The sequence below is a fragment of the Celeribacter neptunius genome, assembly GCF_900113955.1.
GTDB lineage: Bacteria > Pseudomonadota > Alphaproteobacteria > Rhodobacterales > Rhodobacteraceae > Celeribacter > Celeribacter neptunius.
Genome location: NZ_FORH01000001.1, coordinates 406,800 through 427,325, shown reverse-complemented (window position 1 = coordinate 427,325; position 20,526 = coordinate 406,800). Strand labels below are relative to the sequence as shown.

Annotated in this window: 18 protein-coding genes and 1 tRNA gene; 11 read left to right on the top strand and 8 right to left on the bottom strand. The window is 63.1% G+C overall.

What is annotated here, in order from left to right:
- Nucleotides 1-147: 147 nt before the first annotated feature.
- Nucleotides 148-1,419: an MFS transporter gene (locus tag BM151_RS02165; RefSeq protein ID WP_090056556.1), complete on the bottom strand. Its 1,272-nt coding sequence runs from the start codon at nucleotides 1,417-1,419 to the stop codon at nucleotides 148-150.
- 309 nt (nucleotides 1,420-1,728) lie between these two features.
- Here BM151_RS02165 and BM151_RS02160 point away from each other — a divergent pair, with 309 nt between their 5' ends.
- Nucleotides 1,729-2,001, top strand: a complete 273-nt coding sequence (locus BM151_RS02160; protein ID WP_090056552.1) for a DUF2312 domain-containing protein — start codon at nucleotides 1,729-1,731, stop codon at nucleotides 1,999-2,001.
- Between the two features lie 19 nt (nucleotides 2,002-2,020).
- A complete protein-coding gene (locus BM151_RS02155) occupies nucleotides 2,021-2,701 on the top strand; it encodes an eCIS core domain-containing protein (protein WP_090056548.1) in 681 nt (226 codons plus the stop codon).
- Nucleotides 2,702-2,817: 116 nt separating this feature from the next.
- On the opposite strand, the gene BM151_RS02150 is transcribed toward BM151_RS02155, so the two are convergent.
- Nucleotides 2,818-3,696 carry a hypothetical protein gene (locus tag BM151_RS02150; RefSeq protein WP_090056545.1) on the bottom strand — a complete coding sequence of 293 codons (879 nt, stop codon included), beginning with the start codon at nucleotides 3,694-3,696 and terminating at the stop codon, nucleotides 2,818-2,820.
- Between the two features lie 315 nt (nucleotides 3,697-4,011).
- Here BM151_RS02150 and BM151_RS02145 point away from each other — a divergent pair, with 315 nt between their 5' ends.
- Complete coding sequence (locus BM151_RS02145) at nucleotides 4,012-5,694, top strand: ABC transporter permease (RefSeq protein ID WP_090056541.1); 1,683 nt, start codon at nucleotides 4,012-4,014, stop codon at nucleotides 5,692-5,694.
- Nucleotides 5,695-5,762: 68 nt separating this feature from the next.
- Nucleotides 5,763-5,838, top strand: a tRNA-Thr gene (locus BM151_RS02140).
- Nucleotides 5,839-5,965: 127 nt separating this feature from the next.
- Here BM151_RS02140 and BM151_RS02135 read toward each other — a convergent pair.
- Genes BM151_RS02135 through BM151_RS02120 form a run of 4 tightly spaced genes read right to left on the bottom strand, consistent with a single transcriptional unit; the run spans nucleotide 5,966 to nucleotide 9,658 of the window.
- On the bottom strand, nucleotides 5,966-6,787 hold the full coding sequence (locus tag BM151_RS02135) for an alpha/beta fold hydrolase (protein WP_090056538.1): 822 nt from the start codon (nucleotides 6,785-6,787) through the stop codon (nucleotides 5,966-5,968).
- A 10-nt stretch (nucleotides 6,788-6,797) separates the two neighbouring features.
- Nucleotides 6,798-8,096 (bottom strand): TRAP transporter large permease, encoded by a 1,299-nt coding sequence (locus BM151_RS02130; RefSeq protein WP_090056534.1) that lies wholly within the window; start codon nucleotides 8,094-8,096, stop codon nucleotides 6,798-6,800.
- 16 nt (nucleotides 8,097-8,112) lie between these two features.
- Nucleotides 8,113-8,658: a TRAP transporter small permease gene (locus BM151_RS02125; RefSeq protein WP_177212997.1), complete on the bottom strand. Its 546-nt coding sequence runs from the start codon at nucleotides 8,656-8,658 to the stop codon at nucleotides 8,113-8,115.
- On the bottom strand, nucleotides 8,642-9,658 hold the full coding sequence (locus BM151_RS02120) for a TRAP transporter substrate-binding protein (protein ID WP_090056529.1): 1,017 nt from the start codon (nucleotides 9,656-9,658) through the stop codon (nucleotides 8,642-8,644). The genes BM151_RS02125 and BM151_RS02120 overlap by 17 nt, the downstream gene beginning before the upstream one ends.
- Nucleotides 9,659-10,191: 533 nt before the next feature.
- On the opposite strand from BM151_RS02120, the gene mnmH reads away from it, so the two are divergent.
- Entirely contained in the window at nucleotides 10,192-11,241 is a 1,050-nt protein-coding gene (mnmH, locus tag BM151_RS02115; RefSeq protein WP_090056526.1) for a tRNA 2-selenouridine(34) synthase MnmH, read from the top strand.
- Between the two features lie 34 nt (nucleotides 11,242-11,275).
- On the opposite strand, the gene queA is transcribed toward mnmH, so the two are convergent.
- Both queA and BM151_RS02105 read right to left on the bottom strand, forming a co-directional pair.
- On the bottom strand, nucleotides 11,276-12,337 hold the full coding sequence (gene queA, locus BM151_RS02110) for a tRNA preQ1(34) S-adenosylmethionine ribosyltransferase-isomerase QueA (RefSeq protein WP_090056522.1): 1,062 nt from the start codon (nucleotides 12,335-12,337) through the stop codon (nucleotides 11,276-11,278).
- Nucleotides 12,338-12,377: 40 nt separating this feature from the next.
- Entirely contained in the window at nucleotides 12,378-15,791 is a 3,414-nt protein-coding gene (locus BM151_RS02105) for a YhdP family protein (protein ID WP_090056518.1), read from the bottom strand.
- 182 nt (nucleotides 15,792-15,973) lie between these two features.
- Here BM151_RS02105 and bcp point away from each other — a divergent pair, with 182 nt between their 5' ends.
- From bcp to BM151_RS02075, 6 genes are all read left to right on the top strand, one after another.
- Entirely contained in the window at nucleotides 15,974-16,432 is a 459-nt protein-coding gene (gene bcp / locus BM151_RS02100; RefSeq protein ID WP_090059112.1) for a thioredoxin-dependent thiol peroxidase, read from the top strand.
- Nucleotides 16,429-17,271 carry a ferritin-like domain-containing protein gene (locus BM151_RS02095; protein ID WP_090056514.1) on the top strand — a complete coding sequence of 281 codons (843 nt, stop codon included), beginning with the start codon at nucleotides 16,429-16,431 and terminating at the stop codon, nucleotides 17,269-17,271. The genes bcp and BM151_RS02095 overlap by 4 nt, the downstream gene beginning before the upstream one ends.
- A gap of 387 nt (nucleotides 17,272-17,658) precedes the next feature.
- The gene (locus BM151_RS02090) at nucleotides 17,659-18,963 is read left to right on the top strand and encodes a M23 family metallopeptidase (protein WP_090056511.1); all 1,305 of its coding nucleotides are present in this window, start codon (nucleotides 17,659-17,661) and stop codon (nucleotides 18,961-18,963) included.
- On the top strand, nucleotides 18,953-19,495 hold the full coding sequence (locus BM151_RS02085) for a bactofilin family protein (protein ID WP_090056507.1): 543 nt from the start codon (nucleotides 18,953-18,955) through the stop codon (nucleotides 19,493-19,495). The genes BM151_RS02090 and BM151_RS02085 overlap by 11 nt, the downstream gene beginning before the upstream one ends.
- A gap of 67 nt (nucleotides 19,496-19,562) precedes the next feature.
- A complete protein-coding gene (locus BM151_RS02080) occupies nucleotides 19,563-19,955 on the top strand; it encodes a hypothetical protein (protein ID WP_090056503.1) in 393 nt (130 codons plus the stop codon).
- 50 nt (nucleotides 19,956-20,005) lie between these two features.
- Nucleotides 20,006-20,506 (top strand): hypothetical protein, encoded by a 501-nt coding sequence (locus BM151_RS02075; RefSeq protein ID WP_090056499.1) that lies wholly within the window; start codon nucleotides 20,006-20,008, stop codon nucleotides 20,504-20,506.
- The last annotated feature ends 20 nt before the right edge of the window (nucleotides 20,507-20,526 follow it).

The window sequence follows — 20,526 nt, the reverse complement described above, 5'->3', positions numbered from 1 at the left end:
AAACGTCACAAATCAAAGTCCGCCACGCAAGTTAATTATTCGACAAGCTGCAATATTTTTCATTTATTGCTCATATTCAACACATCGCAGGTGAAAATCGGATGAAAAACCGGTCATTCTACCGGGTTTTCCGTCATATTCCGCGTGTCAGCCCTCCTGACTTGCGGCGTCCTGTGCCTCTTCCTCGGCCATTTCGATCGCCACTTCCTGCGCCACCTCGGCCGCCACCGGGGTGGAGGACGGCATCACGGCGACATAAGAGGCGGTATCCTCGACCGAGATCGCGGCACGCCGGGTCATCCGCCAGAGCGCATAGAGCGCCACCCCACCCAGCAGGAAGACCTGAAACAGCCAATAGCCACGCGCCCCCGTCACCCCCATCAGCCAACCGGCGATCAGCGGGCCACCGACGGCGCCGACACCGTTGATGAAGATCAGCCCGCCCGAGGAGGCGGCCATGTCTTCGGGATCGAGATAGTCGTTGGTATGGGCGATGAGCAGAGAATAGAGCGGGCTGGCCATGCCGCCGGCAACGAATCCGGCGCTCAGCACCAAAAGGTAATTCTGGGCGAACATCGTGCCGAGAAGACAGGCCAGAGCGCCGACGCCGGCGGCACCGAGGATCACCAGACGCCGGTCGGAATGATCGGAAATCCACCCGATCGGCAATTGGAACACCAGAGCGCCGACATAGATCGCGGCAACAAAGGCAGAGATCTGGCCGAGAGAGAACCCCGCCTGCCCGCCATAGACCGCAGCCATGGCCATTTGCGAGGCAAAGACCCCGCCCATCAGGAACATGCCAATACAGCCCAGGGGCGAGATCCGGAAAAGCGCCACGAGGCTCAGCGGTTTTGACGTGTCAAACGCCGGCGTCGGCGAGATCGACAGCAGGATCGGGGCGAAGGACACCGACACCAGCACCGAGGGGATGATGAACAACACATAACCCGACGGGTCGCCCTGCGACAGGATCCATTGCGCCACGATGATCCCGACGGTCTGCACCAGCATATAGGCCGAGAGCACCTTGCCGCGCATCTCATTGGTGGTGGAATTGTTGAGCCAGCTTTCCGCCGTCACATAAACGCCCGAGAAACAGAACCCGAGCATCACCCGAAGCGCGGTCCAGACCCAGGGGTCGGTGACCACCGGAAACAGGATCAGCGCCGCCGAGATGAACGAGGCCAGGGCCGCAAAGACCCGCACATGGCCGACCCGGCGAATGAGCAGCGGGGCGGCCTGGGACCCGCCCAGAAACCCCGCGAAATAGCCGGACATGACGATGGAGATCTGCCAGGTGGAAAAGCCTTCGGCGACACCGCGCACACCGAGAAGCGTGCCCTGAAGACCGTTGCCGATCATCAACAACATGATGCCCAGAAGAAGCGGCGAGGAAGACGAGAGTACAGAGCGCATGGCCGGGACCCTAGGGGGATTCGAAGACAGAAGAAAGCGCCAGTCGCCCCGACTTCCCCTGTTGAAAAGCGGGCGACCGGGCGCACGCCGCGCCAGCCCATTCCGGCGGCCCGGCCTGAAATCTCACAGCGGCGCCAGAGATGGCGCCCGGGATGCTGTCTCGACGCATCGCGCCCGACCCGCCCCGGGGCCGCTCCGCCACGCCCCCCGGAGGCAGAAACTCGCGCACTCTCAGGCTTGCCATGCCGCGCTCCGCCCGCTAGGGATCGTGGCTTGAGAAGAGCAAGAATTACCGAGGAAGGTTTCCCGATGATGGACGAAGAAAACAATTCCGGCCCCGCCGATTCCTACCGCGTCACCGCCGATGAGCTGCGCCAGTTTGTCGAACGTTTCGAGCGGCTTGAGCTGGAGAAAAAAGACATCGCCGACCAGCAGAAAGAGGTGATGGCCGAGGCCAAGGGGCGCGGCTATGACACCAAGGCGATGCGCAAGCTGATCGCCCTGCGCAAGAAGAGCGCCGATGAGATCGCCGAGGAAGAGGCCATTCTCGACATGTACAAGGAAGCTCTGGGCATGCGCTGAGCGCATGTCCTGAGAGGCCATGGCCCGGCGCTGGGGTCACCGGATTGGCGTCTCGCTGATCGCGCTTTTTGCGGGTTTCGGCCTGGGGCTTCTGGCCCTGGGCTATTCCCCGGTCCTCGCCGGCGCCTGTCCGGGCTGTTTCGGCTTCAAGCAGATCGCGCCGAACGTCTATTCCGAACTCACCGGTCCCTCCACCTCCGAGGACATGCTGCGCCGGCTGGTGCGCGCCGAGGCCCGGGTTGCCATGGCCTTCGGACCGCAGGAGCGGCCCAAGATCCTGATCTGTTATACCGAGACCTGCAACGGGGTGATGGGCGGCAAGGATGTGCGTGCCATGACCTATGGCCAGCACCTGTTCTACCTGACACCACGGGGCCATGACACGGAAATCATCGCCCATGAGCTCGCCCATGTGGCGTTTCACCGTCAGATCGGCCTCAAGGCGCTGCGGGGTTTTCCGGCCTGGATCGACGAGGGCATCGCCACCTATGTGTCGCGCGATCCACGGTTCGATCTCGATCCGAAAAGCTGCGATCCGGGATCGGGCGATCTGCCCTTTGCCGCCGCGGACTGGCGCCATTCCGAAGGCGCGCGCAATGCCAGCTCCTATGCCTATGCCGGCTGCCGCGTCGCGCGCTGGGTCAAGGCGCATCCGATCTCGGGGTTCGACGATCTGGTCGCGGCGCATCTGCCGCAATAGGCCGGCGGGCCCACGTCAGGCCCCGGGTCACGCCCGACCTCCTCGCCCTGCCCCGTGCGCCTCGCGTTTCTGCCGCACCCCGCCACGCTCTCGCCACGCTCCCGCGACGATCTCACCTAGGGCGCGATGAAATGCACATCTTCCATCGCCTCGATCCGCAGCAGGTCCTCCTCATAAGCCTCGGTCAGGCGATCCACCAGGTCCGCGTCCCAGCCCGGCAGATCGATCTCCTCTTCCAAAGCTGCTTCATCGACGTATTTGTCGAGAAAAGCCTGTAGGATCTTGCGCCTCTGCATCTCGTTTTGCGGCTGGTGGGTATGAAGATAGGTGCGCAGCCGCTTCATGCCTTCGCGCTTCATGATCGTGGCAAGGATATCGAGCCCGCCCGAGAGCGGCACCATCGGCCCGACGCCGGCCATCTCGCGCATGATCTGCGCCCAGGTGATCGGCGTGTCCTCGAAGGCGAAACAGGTGATCCCGACATCCGGACAGGCCTGCCGGATCCGGCCCAGCAATTCCGACCAGCGGATCGCCTCGACATCCATGCCGTTGAGAAACTCGCTGTAGGAAATATTCGGGCCGCAATTGCCGAAGGTCTCGGGGATGAAGGTGGCCGGGTTGCGCATACCGATGAAGAATTCCATCGGATAATCGGCAAAGACATTGCGCAGCCAGGGCAGTTTGAAATTCACCTTGCTGTAGAATTCGGTCTTCTCAAAAATCCGCGGGTTCATACAGATCACGTCCTCGTAGCTCAGGATCATGCGATTGCAATCATCCATGTCGAGCATCTGGTCGAGCAGCATTTCCTGGGTGTCCGGGGTGGCGCGCGAGCTCGTCACCTTTTTCATCACCTTGGGCAACAGGTCGCGGTAATGTGTCGGCGCCGGGATCGCCACGCCCTGTTCGGCGAGCACGGTCTTGTTCTTCAACAGCCCGCGCATCAGCTGCGCACCATAGGTCGCATGCGCGCCGATATGCATGGAAATGATCATGGCTCTGCCCTGTCCTGCCTCATTCAATCCCTCAATCGCTCCGCGGCGCCGACCGACCCGATCATGATCCGGAGCGCCGCACTTTTGCCCGAACGCGCCGTGTCCCGGTTTCGATCATCGGGATATTCCCGAGCACCGCTTTGACCCCGTCTGATGCGGGGCTTGCCTTTGCCATACAATATAAGCGCTTTTCTGGACAGGGAAACCGATTTCGCCTATGCGGAAAGAATGACCGACCAAATGACTCAGACACCTGCCGGACCATCCGCCACAACACAGGGCGCCACAGTACAGGCCCCCACGGCACAGGCCCCCATGACACAGGCATGTTCCGCCACGCCCGTGCCCCATCGCGGGCTGTCGCGTGTTGCGCGCCTGTCGCCCTGGTCGGCCGGCGCCGCGCTGATCGCGGCCATCGTGCTGATGCCGCTCCTCGCCGTGGTCTGGATCGCCTTTCACCCGAGCGACAATATCTGGCCGCATCTGATCTCGACGACCCTGCCGCGCTACCTGCGCAGCACCGCCGTTCTGGCGCTCGGCGTGGCCGCTCTGGCGGCCTGTGTCGGCACCGGCGCGGCCTGGCTTGTCACCATGTATCGCTTTCCGCTGTCGAAAGCGCTCGAATGGCTGCTGCTCCTGCCCCTGGCGATCCCGGCCTACGTCGGGGCCTATGCGCTGGTCGATTTCTTTGAATATGCCGGTCCGGTGCAAGGCACGCTGCGGCAGCTGTTCGGCTGGCAGAGCGCGCGCGACTACTGGTTCCCGGAGATCCGCTCTCTGGGCTCCGCGATCATCGTCTTGGCCGCCGCCCTCACCCCCTATGTCTTCCTGCTGACCCGCGCCGCATTTCGCGAGCAATCCGGCTCTGTCTATGAGACCGCGCGGGCATTGGGCGCCGGCCCGTTTGCGCGCTTCTTCCGTGTCGGCCTGCCCTTGGCGCGCCCGGCCATCGCCGCCGGCACCGCCATCGTGATGATGGAGACCGTGTCGGATTTCGGCACGGTCTCCTATTTTTCGGTCCAGACCCTGACCACCGGTATCTTTTCGACCTGGCTCGAGGGCGGCAACGCCGGCGGTGCGGCGCAGATCGCCTCGGTCGTGCTGATCGTGGTCTTTGCCCTCGTGGCGTTCGAGAAAGGTTCGCGCGGCCGCGGCCGTTTTTACCAGGGCGCACGTCAGGCCCGCCCGGTGACGGCAATCCGCCTCACCGGCTGGCAGGGACTTCTCGCCATGGCGCTCTGTGCCCTGCCCTTCTTGGTCGGTTTCGTCCTGCCGGTCGGGGTGATCACCCATCATGCGATCGGTGAGCCGGAACAATGGCTCGCGCCGGGGCTGGTGACCGCGCTCACCAACACGCTGACCGTGGCGGGCACGGCTGCGGTCCTGACCGTGCTGGCAGCCCTGTTCATGGTCTATGGCGTGCGGCTCACCGGGCGCAGATTGCCGCGTCTGATCCTGCCCTTCACCACCCTGGGCTATGCCGCCCCCGGCGCCGTTTTGGGCATCGGCATCCTGTTTCCGCTGGCAGGCCTCGACCATTGGCTCGCCGATGGGATCGCGGCGCTCACCGGCCACGATCCGGGCCTCCTGCTCACCGGCTCCGCCGTGGCGATCATCCTTGCCTATATGGTGCGCTTCTTTGCCATCGCCCAGGGCGCGACCGATGCCGCCATGGGCCGTGTCGCACCGTCTCTGCCGATGGCGGCGCGCTCGCTGGGACAAACGCTCGGCGGCACCCTGCGCCGCGTCTACGTGCCGCTGATCCGCGGCTCGGTCGGCACGGCGCTGTTGCTGGTCTTCGTCGATTGCGTCAAGGAATTGCCCGCGACCCTGCTGCTCCGGCCGTTCAATTACAACACCTTGGCGACCCGGGTCTATGAGAAGGCCTCGCTCGAACATCTCGAACAGGCCTCGCCGGCAGCCCTTCTGGTGATCGCCGTCGGCCTCCTCGCCGTGCTCCTGATGGCCCGCTCCGAAAATGCCGCGGATCTGAGTTGAACGGCCGTCTTGAACGTGGCGAAAATTGCTTGCGCACACCCATCCCAACGCGTAAATGACCCCGGAGTGCCCCTATAGCTCAGCTGGTAGAGCAACTGATTTGTAATCAGTAGGTCCGCGGTTCGAGTCCGTGTGGGGGCACCATTTTTCCCGAAGGTCATGCCCCATTTGCCCGTCGCTCAGGAGGTCCTGCGCGTGGGCCGGGCAGCATGCCGCCCCCCTGCCCCTCGCCCAATCCACCTGCTCCCTACCTGCGGAAGGAGCCGGCGCGTCAGATCAGAAAGTCGGTGACCAGATCGTTGAAACGTTCGGTCTTTTCGATCTGGGTCCAGTGACCGCAATTTCGGAACAGGTGCAGCTCGGCATTGGGCATGAGTTCGAAAAAGCGTATCGAATTCTCGACCGGGATGACCTGATCCTCTCGCCCGTGGATGATCAGCGCAGGCGCGGCGATCCTGGCGATATCCTGCTCCGGCGAGGCCATCATCCGCACGCTGTCCTGACGCGGGACCGGGAACATGGCGGAGAATTTCTCCATCACGCCGTCGCGCAGCGTGGCGCGGTGGCGCATCTCGGCGAGATCGTCATTCACGAAACCGGTGTCATAGGCAAAGACGCCCAGAAGCTTGCGCATATTGTCCAGGCTGGCCTCGTAGCCCCAGACCAGATCGAGCCCTTCGGTGATCGGAAAATCGATCCCGACCGCGCCCATCAGCACAATCTTGTCGATCTGATCGGGGTGGCGGATCGCATAGGCCAGCGCCAGCGCCCCGCCAAAGGAATTGCCGACGATCGAGAAGCGCTCGAGCCCCAGGGCCTGGGTGAACCCGGACAGGTGCGCGACCCAGCCATCGAGGCTGAAGTTCAGCCCCTCGGGCGCATCGGTATAGCCGAAACCCATCATGTCGGGGGCGATACAGCGCGACCCGCGCTCTGCCAGCACCGGCATGTTCAGCCGCCAATTCGCCCAGGCCGATACGCCGGGGCCGGAGCCATGGATGAAGAGCACGGGGGCGCCCTCCCCCATGTCATGGTAATTGGTCTTGATGCCGTCGATCTCGACCGTCTTACCGATTTCGGGATTGTTGCTCATGGCGTTCACCTCACATCATGTTCGGCAGGAACAGCGCGATGCCGGGGAAGAACAGGAGCAGCGCCACACGCACCAGATCGATGGCGATGAACGGCACCAATCCGCGGTAAATCGTCGTCAACCCGATGTTGCGTTCGACCGAATTGATGACAAAGACGTTCATCCCGATCGGCGGCGTGATCAACCCCAACTCGATGGCCATGACCACCATCACCCCGAACCAGATCGGATCGAAACCGAGACCGGTGACCACCGGGAACAGGATCGGCACGGTCAGCACCACCATCGCCATGGAATCGAGCACACAGCCCAGCACCAGATAGAGCAGAAGGATCAGCACCATGATCATCATCGGCGTGAGCGGCAGAGCCGTCAGGTATTCCGCCACCTGTTGCGGCGCGCGGGTGATCGCGAGGAAATAAGAAAACAGCAATGCGCCGATGAATACGAAGAAGATCGAGATCGAGATCCGAAGGCTGTCGACCAGGCAATATTTGATATCTTCCCAGCTCAGGCGTCTGCGGGCGAGCCCGATGACCAGGGCCCCGACCGCGCCCAGCGCCGCCGCTTCGGTCGGGGTCACGACACCGGCGTAGATCCCGCCGACCACGAGGAGGAACAGAAGCGCAATCGCCCAGACCTCGCGCAGCGATTTGAACCGCTCCGCCCAGCCCTGTTTCTCGCCGACCGGCATTTCCTGCGGACGAAGATAGGAAATCGCCGTCACAGTCAGCATATAGAGCGCCACGGCCAGGATGCCGGGCACCAGACCGGCAATGAACAGTTTGCCGATGTCCTGCTCGGTGATGATACCGTAGACGGCCAAGACAATGGAGGGCGGGATCAGGATCCCGACCGTGCCGCCGGCCGCGATCACGCCGGAGGACACGGAATCGGAATATCCCACCCGGCGCATCTCCGGCAACGCCACCTTCGTCAGCGTAGCAGCCGTGGCGATGGAGGACCCGGAGATGGCGGCGAAGCCAGCACATGAGGCGATGGTCGCCAGCGCCAGCCCGCCGCGCCGGTGACCCAGCCAGGCCCCGGCCGCGCGGAAGAGTTCGTGGCTCATGCCAGAACGTGTCGCGAAAGATCCCATCAGGATGAACATCGGGATCATCCCGAGATGGTAGGTGGTCGCGGTCGACAAGGGCGAGAGCGAGACGAGGCGCAACGCCTGCGTCGGGCCGACCACGGCGGCAAATCCGCCGATGCCGACAAGGCTCATGGCAATCGCGATCGGCACGCGGATGGCCATCATGAGGAACAGGGCGATAAAGCCCACCAGCATAACCGTTTCCCGGTCCATTTTACCCTCTTTAATCTTATTCTTCGGTCACGAGGGCCGATGGCTCCTCATGCGCATGTGGGGTTTCGTTCTTGATGATGAGCCAGAGCCGCAATGCGGTGGTCAGCGTTGCCAATCCGGCACCGATCACCATCAGCCAATAGGCCGGCCAGATTTCAAAACGCAGATCGTAGGAATGCTCGCCCGTTGCGAACACATCCTGCGCGTTCTTCGACATCATCACGGTCAGCACGGCAAAGGACACCAGCACCAGCGCGGTAGATATGAAATCCATCACCCGTCGCCAGGTCTTGCCCAGCAGCTCGTAGAGCAGATCGACGGAAATATGCGTTCCGGTGTAATTCACCGTTGCCACCCCCCAGAAGATCGCCACGCCGAGCGCCAGGCGCCCGATGTCATGACTGTCCGGGATCGGCGCTGAAAAGGCGTAGCGCATGACGGCCGAAACAAAGGCGAGCAGTGTGACGAGCCCCATCAGGAAGGCGGCTGCGAATTCAACCCAAACGGCGAAGCGGCGGAGCCCGAAGGCTCCACCAACAGATGTATCAGAATTTTGCGTCATGAGCTTCGAGCCGTTCGACAAAGGCATCGTAGATCGCATCCGCATCGAGACCTTTCGCGGTCACGTTGGCTTTCCAGTCCTCGAGGAGGAATGCGGAAGCGTCTTTCCACTGCTGGAGCTCATCATCCGTGAGCTCGAGCACATGGTGATCAGGGCTCTCCTGGAACAGACGTTTCCCTTCGGCATCGAATTCAACCCAGCCAGACGCGATCTTGGCCCCCCATTCGGGGGAGCAGTGATCGTCGATCACCTGCTGCTGGTTCTCCGACAGGGACTCGTAGCGATCCTTGTTCATCGCGATGATGAAATTGGTCACATAGAGCGGCATGTCGGGGTGATAATGCACGACATCATCCATGCCGAAGATCGAGATCGACCGCCAGGGGAAGGTAATCCCGTCCGCCGCACCGCGTTCCAGCACTTCGCGCGCTTCCGACGGGCCAACCTGAACCGAAGACCCGCCCATGCTCTGCACCAAACGGCCGATGGTGCCATTGGCGGGGCGAATGGTCTTGCCTTTCATCTCGGCGGGGGTGCGGATCTCTTCGCGGGAATGCAGCGTGCCCGGATCGTGCAAATGCACGACACAGAATTTCACGTCGCCCATCTCCTGATCTTTATACGCGGCATACCATTCATTCATGGCCTCCGTGCCACCGAGGCCGGATTTGATGAAGAATGGCAATTCACCCAGAGCCATGATCGGGAAACGGCCCGGGGTATGGCCGGGGTTGGCCCAGACGAAATCGGCAATGCCGAATTTGGCAATGTCATATTCGTCTTCGGCTTTGCCCAGCTGGCCAGCCGGGAAGAAGTTGATATCGACCGTTCCGTTCGACGCCTCACGGATGCTGTCGGCCCAGACTTGGAACCCCTGCGAATGCAGCGGGTGTTGCGTGGGAAGATCGTGAGAGAACGTCATTTCCACGACCTTGTCTTCCGCAAAAGCGGAAGTACTCAAAAGCGCAGCACCAAGGGCACCGGCAAGCCAGTATTTCATAATAGTCTCCTCCACTGTCGAACCGCTTCGGCCGGTTTTGCCGTAAGCGACTCCTCCTCGTGACAGGGAGCTTACCTCTCAAAAACGATACGTCAAATAAAAAACGATTATTTTTGGTGAGGCCTAAGATTTTCTCAAACCTCGAGATTTTTCGCCGAGCATGACTTCGCCGCCGGTGACACTGCGACGTCCTGCAGAGGCAATCCCGTGAACTTGGCGAAAAGCCGGCTGCGTAACAGCTTCGTCACTTTCGGCATCAGGACATGGGTCATCAACAGCACCCGGGTGATGGCCTACTCAGGGCACGGCTCATGAGGGCGATCTCTTCCCGGCATTTGTCGCCTATGATCCTTCATGATCAAAAAATCGGACCTGAGCGGGTTTGCTGGCCGGGTTTACAAGGCGGGTTTGCAGGGTGAGTTCACAGGGCGATTTTGCTGGGCGGGTCTGAGAGCCTGATCCACGCTGCGGCATATCTCCCGCGGTGTGAGAAACCGCTGTTCCTTGGCAGCGCCCGTGGATAAATTATCGCCATGAGCATCTCTTTCCCCACGGTCTCCGACCTTCTCTCCGCCCCTTTCGACACGATCATCGACGTGCGCGCACCCTCCGAATTCGCCGAGGATCACCTGCCCGGGGCGATCAACCTGCCGGTGCTCGATGACGAGGAACGCGCCCGGGTCGGCACGATTTACACGCAGCAGTCGCCGTTTCTGGCCCGCAAACTCGGTGCCGCGCTGGTGGCGCGCAATGCCGCCAGCCATATCGAGGGGCCTTTGGCCGACAAGGAAGGCGGCTGGCGGCCTCTGGTCTATTGCTGGCGCGGCGGGCAACGGTCGAATTCCTTTGCCGTGATCCTCAAGCAGATCGGCTGGCGGGTCGAGGTGCTCGACGGCGGCTACAAGTCCTGGCGCCGGATGGTCATCGACATGCTGCATGACACGGCCCTGCCGCATCGGCTGGTGCTGATCGACGGCAACACCGGCACGGCCAAGACCGATATCCTCAAACGCGCGGCGGCCCGGGGCGCACAGGTGCTCGACCTCGAAGGGCTGGCCAATCACCGCGGATCAATTTTTGGCGGCATGGGCGATCAGCCGGCGCAGAAAGGCTTCGAGAGCCGTCTGGCCGTGGCGCTCAGCCGGCTCGACCCGGCCCGCCCGGTGCTGGTCGAAGCGGAAAGCTCTCGCATCGGCTCTGTGAGCGTGCCGGCGCGGCTCTGGGAAGCCATGTGTGCCGCCCCACGGATCGAGGTGACGGCCCAGCTCAGCTGTCGCGCCCGCTATCTCTCAGAGGCCTATTCCGATCTGGTCGAGGATCTCTCGATGACCGAAGCGCTGTTGCAGCAGCTCATTCCGCTTCAGGGCTACGAACGGGTCGACGCCTGGTCCGACATGGCCAGGCGCGGTGATTTCGTCGATCTCGCGGGTGCGCTGATGGCGCTGCATTACGATCCGCGCTACGAGAAATCACGGGCCCGGCACGGCGCCGAGGTGATCAAGAGCGTCGATCTCTGCGACATGAGCGCAGCAGCGCTCGATGCAGCCGCGCGGGAGATCGCGGCGGAGCTTGCGGCCCGCTGATCCGGCCCGCTGGCCCAATCCGGGGAGATGGGTGTCAGGCCTCTCCCGGTAAGAGCAGCGAGGCATCACCGTAAGAGAAGAAGCGATAGCCTTCGCTCACCGCGTGCGCGTAGACCTCGCGCATCCGTTCGCGCCCCATCAGGGCTGAGACCAGCATCAACAACGTGCTCTTGGGCAGGTGGAAATTGGTCATCAGCGCGTCTGCGATGCGGAACTCATAGCCCGGTTTGATGAAAATGTCGGTCTCTCCGAGGAAGGGCGCAATCACGCCCGCCGCCGGCGCTGCGCTCTCGATCAGCCGCAGCGCCGTGGTGCCCACCGGGATCACCCGGCCGCCGCGTTGCTTGGTGGCGTTGATCTCGATCGCGGCACCTTCGGAGACCTCGCCCCATTCCGCATGCATCTTGTGCTCGTCGACATTGTCGACCTTGACCGGCAGGAAGGTCCCTGCCCCCACATGCAGCGTCACATAGGTGAATTCGACACCTTTCTCCGACAGCGCCTTCAGGAGCGGCGCGTCGAAATGCAAGGACGCGGTCGGGGCGGCGACGGCGCCCATGTTGCGGGCCCAGACGGTTTGGTAATCTTCCTTGTCCTGCGCATCGGCCTTGCGCTTGGCCTCGATATAGGGCGGCAGCGGCATGGAGCCGGCCTCGGCCAATGCCTTGTCGAAATCCGCACCGGTGAGGTTGAATTCCACGATGGCTTCGCCGTCTTCCTTGGCGATTAGCTTGGCGGAGAGATCGTCGGAAAACCGCACCTCTTCGCCTTCCCTGATCTTTTTCAACGGCTTGATCAAGGCGCGCCATTGGCCAGCAACCGACAGCGGCTCCAGGAGCGTCACCTCGATCCTGGCTTCCTGCCAGCCCTGCGCCGTGTCGCGACCGCGTTTGCCGGTCAGCCGCGCCGGCAGAACCTTGGTGTCATTGAGAACCAGCCGATCCCCCGGCTGAAACCAGTCCAGAAGATCAGTGACATGCCCGTCGACAATCCGCGATGGCGTCGCCACCAGGAGCCGTGCGGAGGAGCGCGGCTTGGCGGGCCGCGTCGCAATCAGCGCCTCGGGCAGGTCGAAATCGAAATCAGACAGTTTCATGCGTTGCGTTCCATTCTCGTTTGGCGCCTGTGCGACACCCTTATTGGTCGCCCGCCGGCTTCTTGCGGAAAATATCCCGCAGCGCGCCGGGGGTCAGGATCGACAGCGGGTTGACCCCGACCGACGGGTCATCCGCCGCTCCGGTGAGCGTATAGGTGACGCCGAACAAGCCCTCGCCGCGGCGCGACACCACCTGTCCCAGCGCGTTGATGAAATAGACCGGCGAGATCACGCCCTGCATATCCACCGTCCCGGCGGCGCTGTCATAGAGCCCTTCCATGGTAATGCCAAGAGACGGGCCTTCGGCCGTGCCGCCCTTGACCGTCAGACGGCCGGGCTTGAGGGTGAAATCCCCCTGCACATGGCTGAACAGGATGCCACCGCCGCCGGTGATCTGTTCGATCAGTCCGACCACGGACATGGCCGAAAGCAATTCTGCCAGCGACGGCGCGGAGAGCACCCGCAGATCATCGATCATCACCCGCCCGTCAAAGCCACCCTCCTCCGGCCGCGCCGTCAGCGCGAGGTTGAGCACCCCGCCGCTGGCTTTCTGCAAAACGCCCGAGGCGGTGACCACGTCCCCCGCCCTGTCCGAGCTGGCTGAGATGGTCGGGCCAAAGGGGCCCGGCCGGATGGTGCCGGTCAGCGGCCCGGAGCCGTTTAACCGCCCGCCAAACGATCCGGTCACCCCGTCGGAACCGGCGGAGAGCCGCGCCGAAAAGCCGCTCAGATAGAGCGTGTCGGTGATCGACAGCCGGTCCAGCTGGACCTCGAGCGGCACTGCCGTCCCGGCCCGCGCGCCACCATCAGCCCCCCCGTCAGAACCGCCAAATGTCGCCCGCGCCAGATCGAGCGTTCCGCCCCCCACCTCGATCTTGACCGGCTGGCCCGCGCCCTGCCCGATCAGTGTGACCGGCACGTCGAGCCAGTCCGAGAGCTGCACCCGGGCAAAGCTGAGCCGGTCAAACGCGCCGCCCGGCGTCAGGCTCAGCCGCCCCTCCTGCGCATGCATCCCCGCGCCGGACATCTCGAATGTGGTGATCTCGGGCTGCGCCCCTGCAGTGCCTCTGAGGATCAGCCCGCCGCGCGTCGCCGCCGGTTTGCGCCAGCCCAGAGGCGCGAAGGCCAGCCGCAACCCGGTAAGATCGGAGCTCAGATCGAACGCCGGCGGCTTGCCGGCGCGCAGGGCGACGCTGAGCGCCCCCGTGGCCTCACCGGCCAGCATGCCATCCGGCAGGGCAATATGGAACGTGTCCAACAGCGCCTGATTGATCTTCGCCCGCCCGGTGATATCGGACATGCCGCGATGCTCCGGGCCGAAATTCTTGCGCCATTGCCCGGACATTTCCGCGGTGCCGATCTTCGCCGCCCCGGCGATCGAAAGACCGGACGGATCGACGGTCAGCCGGAGCTGATCGGCAGAGAGCACCTGCCCCGGCATGAGTTGGTCCGAAGAGACCGCACTCAGCGCGCCGGTCAGCAGGAAATTCACATCCTCGAACATCACCTTCTTGATCAGCGGAAAGCCGATCTGGCCGGTGAGCGCGGCCCGCCCCCGGGCGACATCCGCACCGAAGCTCGCCGCCTTGAGCACGTCAAAGGGCTTTTCCGCCATCAGCGCCAGACCCGCCTCGATCGAGGACTCGGTCTTCAGGCCGATCTCGAGCCGGGCCGGTTTCAGCGTGATATCGGGAATACGCAGCACCGTGCCGGTGACATCGACATCACCGCCCTGCGGCGCCGTGATCGTGCCGCCCGTGAGGCTCACCGTCATGGCATTGCCGAAAATCGCCCCGTATCCACGCCCACCGGTCACCGGCGGTTGCGTTTTCATGAAGCGCATGTCGAGATCGTCGAAACTCCAGTCGAGCGCCAGCACCGGTTGGCTCTGACCGGGATGCAGCCGGAGCGCCAGATCGAGATCGCGATAGGTCGCCTCGGAAATATTCGTCGCCATCCAGCTCCGCGATTTGGTCACCGCCGCCGGCGGCCAGAGCGCCATCAGCTGATCGTTGCTCAACGCGTTCACCGAGAGATCCAGCCCGGCGTCCCAGCCCTCTGCCGTGGCGCGCGCCCGGCCCTTGCCGCGCAGCCAGAGGTCGCCTTGTCTGAGATCGAGCTGACCGATCTCGAGCGCGAAAGGCGCCAGCCTGAGCTTGGCGGAGACCAGCGCCTGATCGAACAGCACCGGCGCATCAAACATGCCCTCCGGGTCGGCCCGCAATTCGGAAAATTGCCATTGCGCGGTGTAGCTTTGCGGCCAGCTGCCTTCGAAATCGCCCAGGAGCACCTGACCGCGGCCCTTCATCTCCAGCGCATCGGTCGCCAGGCTGATCTCCGGGAATGTGATGCGATTATGACCGGGATCGTAATCGAAATAGCCTTTCGCCCCTTCGAATGCGATTGGCTTTGCCCCCTCGCCGGCGACGATCTGTCCGGGATCGATCGACAGCGTGCCGGTATATTGCGCCAATTGGCCATTGCCATCGATCTCGGCCCGCATCGCCGCCGAGATCGGCGCATCGACCACCGAGAGAAAGGACAGCACCGGGCTTTGCAGCGCGAAATCCCGGGTCGGCGCATCCGTCATATTGAGCGAAATCGTGGTCGCCGGAGAGCCCTTGGTCGAGGCAAAGCCCAGCTCGATCTGCGACAGGTTTTCCGTACCGTTGAACAGTTCGAAATTCATCGCGATATCAAGCAGATCCGCACTGTTTTTCAGAGTGACTACGGCCTCGGTCGCCTGCCAGATCCGGTCCGAGCGGGCATCTTCGAGCGAGATGGTGATCTCGCGCGCCTCGACCTTGGTGATGCCGGAGAGCGGAGGGACGGAAAAAGTATGATCAATCGCCTTGAGCACATCGGCGCCGGAACCCGCGAGCCTCTGATCGCCGCCGAAATCGAGCGCGAATGACCCGTCCGCACGGCGCCGCACGGTGATCTGGGCACCCGAGAGCCGGAGCGTGTCGGGCTGCAATCGCCAGGCTTTCAGAGCCTCTTTCGAGAGCACCGCGCGCAAGGTGTTGAAACGGGCAATCTCGGCCCCCGATGCATCGATCAGACCGACATTGCGGGCGGTGACACGCGGCACGAAATGCCGGTCGACGAAAAGATCGATCTCGCCGATGGAAATGCGTGGCCCGTCGAGCTTGCCGTTGATCTGCGCTTCGATCCGCTCCGACACCAGCTCCGGGAAGGTGATCACCCGCCCGGTGATGGCCAGGGCCGCCATGCCCGAAAACAGCGCCAGCAACAGGATCAGCGCCAGCGTCCAGAGCCCGATCCGGTGATGGGTCTTCATGCGCTGGCGCGGCGCGGCGGCCTCAGGCGCCGCCGGGGTCGCGCTCTCTGGCTCGTTCTCGGACGGGCTCTCTGGCAAGCTCTGGTGCGCGCGAGCCTGCTCCTCCCCGGTCGCGGGATCGCGGCTGTCTTGCTCTGGCGTCGGCGCGTTCATCTTTTGCTGCTCAGCTTTTCAGGTCTTCCCGGCCAGCCCCTTGTCGCGCCCTTGTCGTGGAGCGCGCGGAGTCTTCGGTCCGTTTGTTTGGTTTCATCTTGCCGCAAAGCGCCCTAAAACAAAACCGAAAGCCGATGCAACTGACGAATACGTTGATCAGACGTGACGAGAAGGAGATCCCGATGCTCGAGATTGGCACCCCTGCCCCAGATTTCACCCTGCCGCGCGATGGCGGCGAGACGGTCACGCTCTCGGACCTGCGCGGTCAGAAAGTCGTGTTGTATTTCTACCCGAAGGACAACACACCCGGTTGCACCACCGAGGCGCTGGATTTCACCGCTCTGAAGGACGAATTTGCCGCCGCCGGTGTCGCGGTCTTCGGCATTTCCAAGGACAGCGTGAAGAAACACGAGAATTTCTGCGCCAAGCACGATCTCGGCATTCCGCTTTTGTCGGATGCCGAGGGCACGGTCTGCGAAGACTACGGTGTCTGGCAGGAAAAGAAGAACTACGGCAAGACCTATATGGGCATCGTGCGCGCGACATTCCTGATCGCCGAAGACGGGACGATTGCACAGGTCTGGCCGAAGGTGAAAGTCGCGGGCCATGCGGCAGAGGTGCTGGAGGCTGCCAAGGCATGAGCCACGCCGCTGCAGAGCTGACGCTTGCCGGGATGGCGGAGGCCGTGCTGCGCACGGCCGACGGACGTGAAAAGACCGCGCTGTCGCATCGCTATGCCGCCCTGTGGCGCGACAGCCGCGCAGGGGGCGCGCCGATCGAGATCGGCACGGCAACGCCACCGATGCAGCCCGCCCGCCCGGCGCGCCCCGAACTCCTGAACCCGCGCGACGTGCCGCGCCGCAAACCCGGCTCGCCCGAGGGGCGCAAGGCGATCCTGCACGCCATCGCCCATATCGAGCTGAATGCGGTGGACCTGCATTGGGACATCATCGCGCGGTTTACCGATGTCAAAATGCCCATGGGCTTTTACGACGACTGGGTGAAATCCGCCGATGAGGAGAGCAAGCATTTCAACCTGGTCTGTGACCGGCTGGAGGCTCTGGGCTCGTTCTATGGCGATCTGCCGGCCCATGCCGGCATGTGGCGCGCCGCCGAGGATACCGCAGAGGACATCATGGGGCGCCTGGCCGTGGTGCCGATGGTGCTGGAGGCGCGCGGCCTCGATGTCACCCCCGGCATGATCAAGATCTTCCAGAGCGCCAAGGACCCTGAGACGGTTTCGGCACTCGAGGTGATCTATGCCGAAGAGGTCGGACATGTGGCCTATGGCGCCAAATGGTTCAATTTCCTCTGCGGCCGCGACGGCATCGATCCGAAAGAGGAATTTCACAGCCTCGTGCGGCGCTATTTCCCGGGCGGCACCAAGCCGCCGTTCAACGAGGAGAAACGCGCCGAGGCCGGCATGCCGCCGGATTTCTACTGGCCGCTCGCCGATGAGGTGCCGGTGGCCTGGAGTTGAACCGGGAGCGAAACCGGGGCGCAGCGCCCCAGCCTCCCGAAGGGCGCCGTGCCCCCCCTTTCCCTTGCCTGCGGCAGGCGGTCGCGGGCCAGCCCTCGGGGGCGGAAAATCCCGTTCAAAATAGGCAGAAAACCGCCCATAAACAGTGATTTCCCGCCTGCCCCCGGCCGAAACGGGTCGAAACCGTGCAAAGCGATTGCCCCGGCAGGCAAGCTTCGCTAACAGGTTTGCAACCGCTTGCAGGTCTCGGACAAAGCTCCGCTCCAGACGGAAACCTCCGAAAGGGGTAAAGATGACCGCAGCAGCTCAGGCCCGATTGGGCGCGTGCTCTGCGCAGGATCGCAAAGCGGATCGAGGGACGGAATTGAGGACGGTTTTGGCTCAGCCATGTTAAAAAAGCTCAACCATATGCTTGAGCGCAGATTCCCCGAGCGTCGGGTGTTTCTGCGGTCAGATACCGATACGCGTTATCTGCGGATCAGCCCGCTCACCCAGCTTGTCGCCTTTACCGGCACCACGGTCTTTGCCGCCTGGATGATCATCGCCACCGCGATCATTCTGATGGACAGCATCGGATCCGGCAATCTGCGCGATCAGGCCGGGCGCGATCTGGTGTTGTTCGAGAACCGGCTCTCCGAACTGGCGCATGAGCGCGACATGCGGGCCGAAGAGGCCGCCGCCGCGCAGGAACGCTTCACCACCGCCCTGACGCAGATCTCGCAAATGCAGAGCCAGCTTCTGGCCTCCGAGGAACGCGTCCGCGAATTGGAAAAAGGCGTCGACGTGGTGCAGGCCAACCTGCGCGATGCCTTGAAGGCCCGCGACGCGGCCCGGGGCGACAAGGAACGGCTTCTGGCCCAGCTCGAAGGCACCGCAGACGGCGCCGGCGGCATGAGCGCGGAAGAAATCAAGGCGACGGTCGATGTGCTGACCCTGGCGCTGGCCGACACCGCGTCGGAGCGCGACGACATGGTGGTCTCCGCCCATCAGGCGCTGCAGATGGCCGACACGCTCGAGACAGATCTGAAGCTGATGGAAGAGAAGAACGACCGGGTGTTCTCGCAGCTCGAAGATGCGCTCACCATTTCGGTGGCTCCGCTCGACAAGATGTTCAAGGCGGCCAACCTCGACCCGCAACAGCTGATTTCCACGGTGAAAAAAGCCTATTCCGGTCAGGGTGGCCCGCTCACCCCGATCACATTCTCGACCAAGGGCGGCATGATCGATCCGGATTCGATGCGCGCCAATGCGATCATCGACAAGATGGACCGCTTGAACCTCTACCGGATCGCGGCACAGAAGGCCCCCTTCTCGCTGCCGATCAAAGACAGTTTCCGCATGACTTCCGGTTTTGGCCCGCGCTGGGGCCGGATGCATAAAGGGCAGGACTTTGCCTCTGCCTATGGCACCCCGATTTACGCCACCGCTGATGGTGTCGTGACCTTTGCCGGATGGCAATCCGGCTATGGACGGCTGGTGAAAATCCAGCACGAGTTCGGCATCGAAACCCGCTACGCCCACCAATCGCAATTAATGGTGAAAGTCGGGCAAAGGGTCTCGCGCGGCGAGCAAATCGGTGCTATGGGGAATTCTGGCCGCTCCACCGGCACACATCTTCACTACGAAGTTCGTGTAGGTGGCGAGGCCGTCAATCCGATGATCTACATTAAGGCTGGACGCGATGTTTTCTAAAAGCAGGATCAATGAACCGGGCCCGAAACAGGGCGAGGACGTCAAGAAACCCGAAGCTGCGGCCGCCAAGCCCGCCATGCCGAAGAGCCCGGCCCCCGATTTCGCGGCCTCCGCACCGAAGCCGAAACCGCCGGCCTCCGTGCTCTCTTCCGACCTGACCATCACCGGCAATCTCAAGACCACCGGCGACATCCAGATCGAGGGCACCGTCGAGGGCGACATCCGCGCGCATCTTCTGACCGTCGGCGAGACCGCGATGATCCGCGGCGAGGTGATCGCCGATGACGTGGTGGTCAATGGCCGTATCGTCGGCTGTGTCCGTGGCCTGAAAGTCCGCCTGACCTCGACCGCCAAGGTCGAAGGCGACATCATCCACAAGACCATCGCCATCGAAAGCGGCGCCCATTTCGAAGGCTCCGTGCAGCGTGCCGACGATCCGCTGGCCACCGGCAAAGCCGCCCCGGCCGCCCCTGCCGCGGCACAGAGCTCGGCCGCCGTGTCGAAAGCGACCGCTGCCGCCAAGGGTGAATAAGCCACCCCCATGGCAATCTGATTTCGAAAGGCGGTCTTCGGGCCGCCTTTTTCATTGGAGACGACCGATGGCCCCGATCACCCTGAGCTTTGTCTATCTCATCCTCTGCTTTCAGCTCTATCTGGGTCTGCCGCCCTTCTATGGGAAATCTGCGCTGTTGCGGCCACGCGGTCTCCTCCTGCATGAGGGCCCGCCGGTCCCGGGCAAGGCCTTTGTCGCCGTCGGGGCGATCTTTGCCCTCCTGCTCCTCTTCGCTCTGACCCGCATCCCGCTCCTGCCCTGGCTCGCCCTGCCGCTGGCGTTCCTTGGTGGCCAGACCCTCCGGCGGGCACTGATACGCGAGGGCCGCGATCGCACGCTTGTGCTGCTCAACGGCCTCTCTGTCCCTTACCCGCTCTGGCTCTTCGATCTCTGGAGCCTTGGCCTCGCGGTGGGGGCCACGCTGATCATTCACGCTTGAACCCGCCCCGTTTCCCGGCCATCGTGAGCGCGTAACATCCGGAGCCTGCCATGCCCGCCGACGCCCTGCGCCAGCTTGAGAAAGTCAAGAATCTCTACCTGTCCGATTTCCGCATGGGGCGGATGAACGAGCGCCGGCTGACGGTAATCTTCGACGAGGGGATCGAGGGCGAGGCCGATCAGCTCAAGACCGGCAGCTCGGTGATCGACAGCCTTCTGGGCAAGGCCAAAGTGATCGAGGTCCGCCCGGGATCCAAACGCTTCACCCTGCGCTTCGAGGATTACGTCTCCTTCAAGATCACCGACGAGACCTTTTCGAAACCCGAAGAGGTCAAGCCGCTCGATAAGGCAACGCCCGCCAGCCTGTTTCGCGAAAACCCTTCGGCGGTGTTCCTGCGCCATGTGAAAGAATGGACGGTCTATGAGGATTACCATCCCGACAAGATGCATCACTATTGCGTCGCGGCCCTGAACCATGTGCTCGAAGTGGTCACCACCGTGCCGCCGCTGGTCGAGATGCAGGTGCTGACCGAGGCAGATTTCGAAGAGTGAGGGGAAGGTCCGCTTTGCGT

What these genes read in the sequence shown, in the direction of transcription:
- BM151_RS02165 (WP_090056556.1), bottom strand. Translation starts at nt 1,419, where the DNA reads ATGCGCTCTGTACTCTCGTCTTCCTCGCCGCTTCTTCTGGGCATCATG.
- BM151_RS02160 (WP_090056552.1), top strand. Translation starts at nt 1,729, where the DNA reads ATGATGGACGAAGAAAACAATTCCGGCCCCGCCGATTCCTACCGCGTC.
- BM151_RS02155 (WP_090056548.1), top strand. Translation starts at nt 2,021, where the DNA reads ATGGCCCGGCGCTGGGGTCACCGGATTGGCGTCTCGCTGATCGCGCTT.
- BM151_RS02150 (WP_090056545.1), bottom strand. Translation starts at nt 3,696, where the DNA reads ATGATCATTTCCATGCATATCGGCGCGCATGCGACCTATGGTGCGCAG.
- BM151_RS02145 (WP_090056541.1), top strand. Translation starts at nt 4,012, where the DNA reads ATGACACAGGCATGTTCCGCCACGCCCGTGCCCCATCGCGGGCTGTCG.
- BM151_RS02135 (WP_090056538.1), bottom strand. Translation starts at nt 6,787, where the DNA reads ATGAGCAACAATCCCGAAATCGGTAAGACGGTCGAGATCGACGGCATC.
- BM151_RS02130 (WP_090056534.1), bottom strand. Translation starts at nt 8,096, where the DNA reads ATGGACCGGGAAACGGTTATGCTGGTGGGCTTTATCGCCCTGTTCCTC.
- BM151_RS02125 (WP_177212997.1), bottom strand. Translation starts at nt 8,658, where the DNA reads ATGACGCAAAATTCTGATACATCTGTTGGTGGAGCCTTCGGGCTCCGC.
- BM151_RS02120 (WP_090056529.1), bottom strand. Translation starts at nt 9,658, where the DNA reads ATGAAATACTGGCTTGCCGGTGCCCTTGGTGCTGCGCTTTTGAGTACT.
- mnmH (WP_090056526.1), top strand. Translation starts at nt 10,192, where the DNA reads ATGAGCATCTCTTTCCCCACGGTCTCCGACCTTCTCTCCGCCCCTTTC.
- queA (WP_090056522.1), bottom strand. Translation starts at nt 12,337, where the DNA reads ATGAAACTGTCTGATTTCGATTTCGACCTGCCCGAGGCGCTGATTGCG.
- BM151_RS02105 (WP_090056518.1), bottom strand. Translation starts at nt 15,791, where the DNA reads ATGAACGCGCCGACGCCAGAGCAAGACAGCCGCGATCCCGCGACCGGG.
- bcp (WP_090059112.1), top strand. Translation starts at nt 15,974, where the DNA reads ATGCTCGAGATTGGCACCCCTGCCCCAGATTTCACCCTGCCGCGCGAT.
- BM151_RS02095 (WP_090056514.1), top strand. Translation starts at nt 16,429, where the DNA reads ATGAGCCACGCCGCTGCAGAGCTGACGCTTGCCGGGATGGCGGAGGCC.
- BM151_RS02090 (WP_090056511.1), top strand. Translation starts at nt 17,659, where the DNA reads ATGTTAAAAAAGCTCAACCATATGCTTGAGCGCAGATTCCCCGAGCGT.
- BM151_RS02085 (WP_090056507.1), top strand. Translation starts at nt 18,953, where the DNA reads ATGTTTTCTAAAAGCAGGATCAATGAACCGGGCCCGAAACAGGGCGAG.
- BM151_RS02080 (WP_090056503.1), top strand. Translation starts at nt 19,563, where the DNA reads ATGGCCCCGATCACCCTGAGCTTTGTCTATCTCATCCTCTGCTTTCAG.
- BM151_RS02075 (WP_090056499.1), top strand. Translation starts at nt 20,006, where the DNA reads ATGCCCGCCGACGCCCTGCGCCAGCTTGAGAAAGTCAAGAATCTCTAC.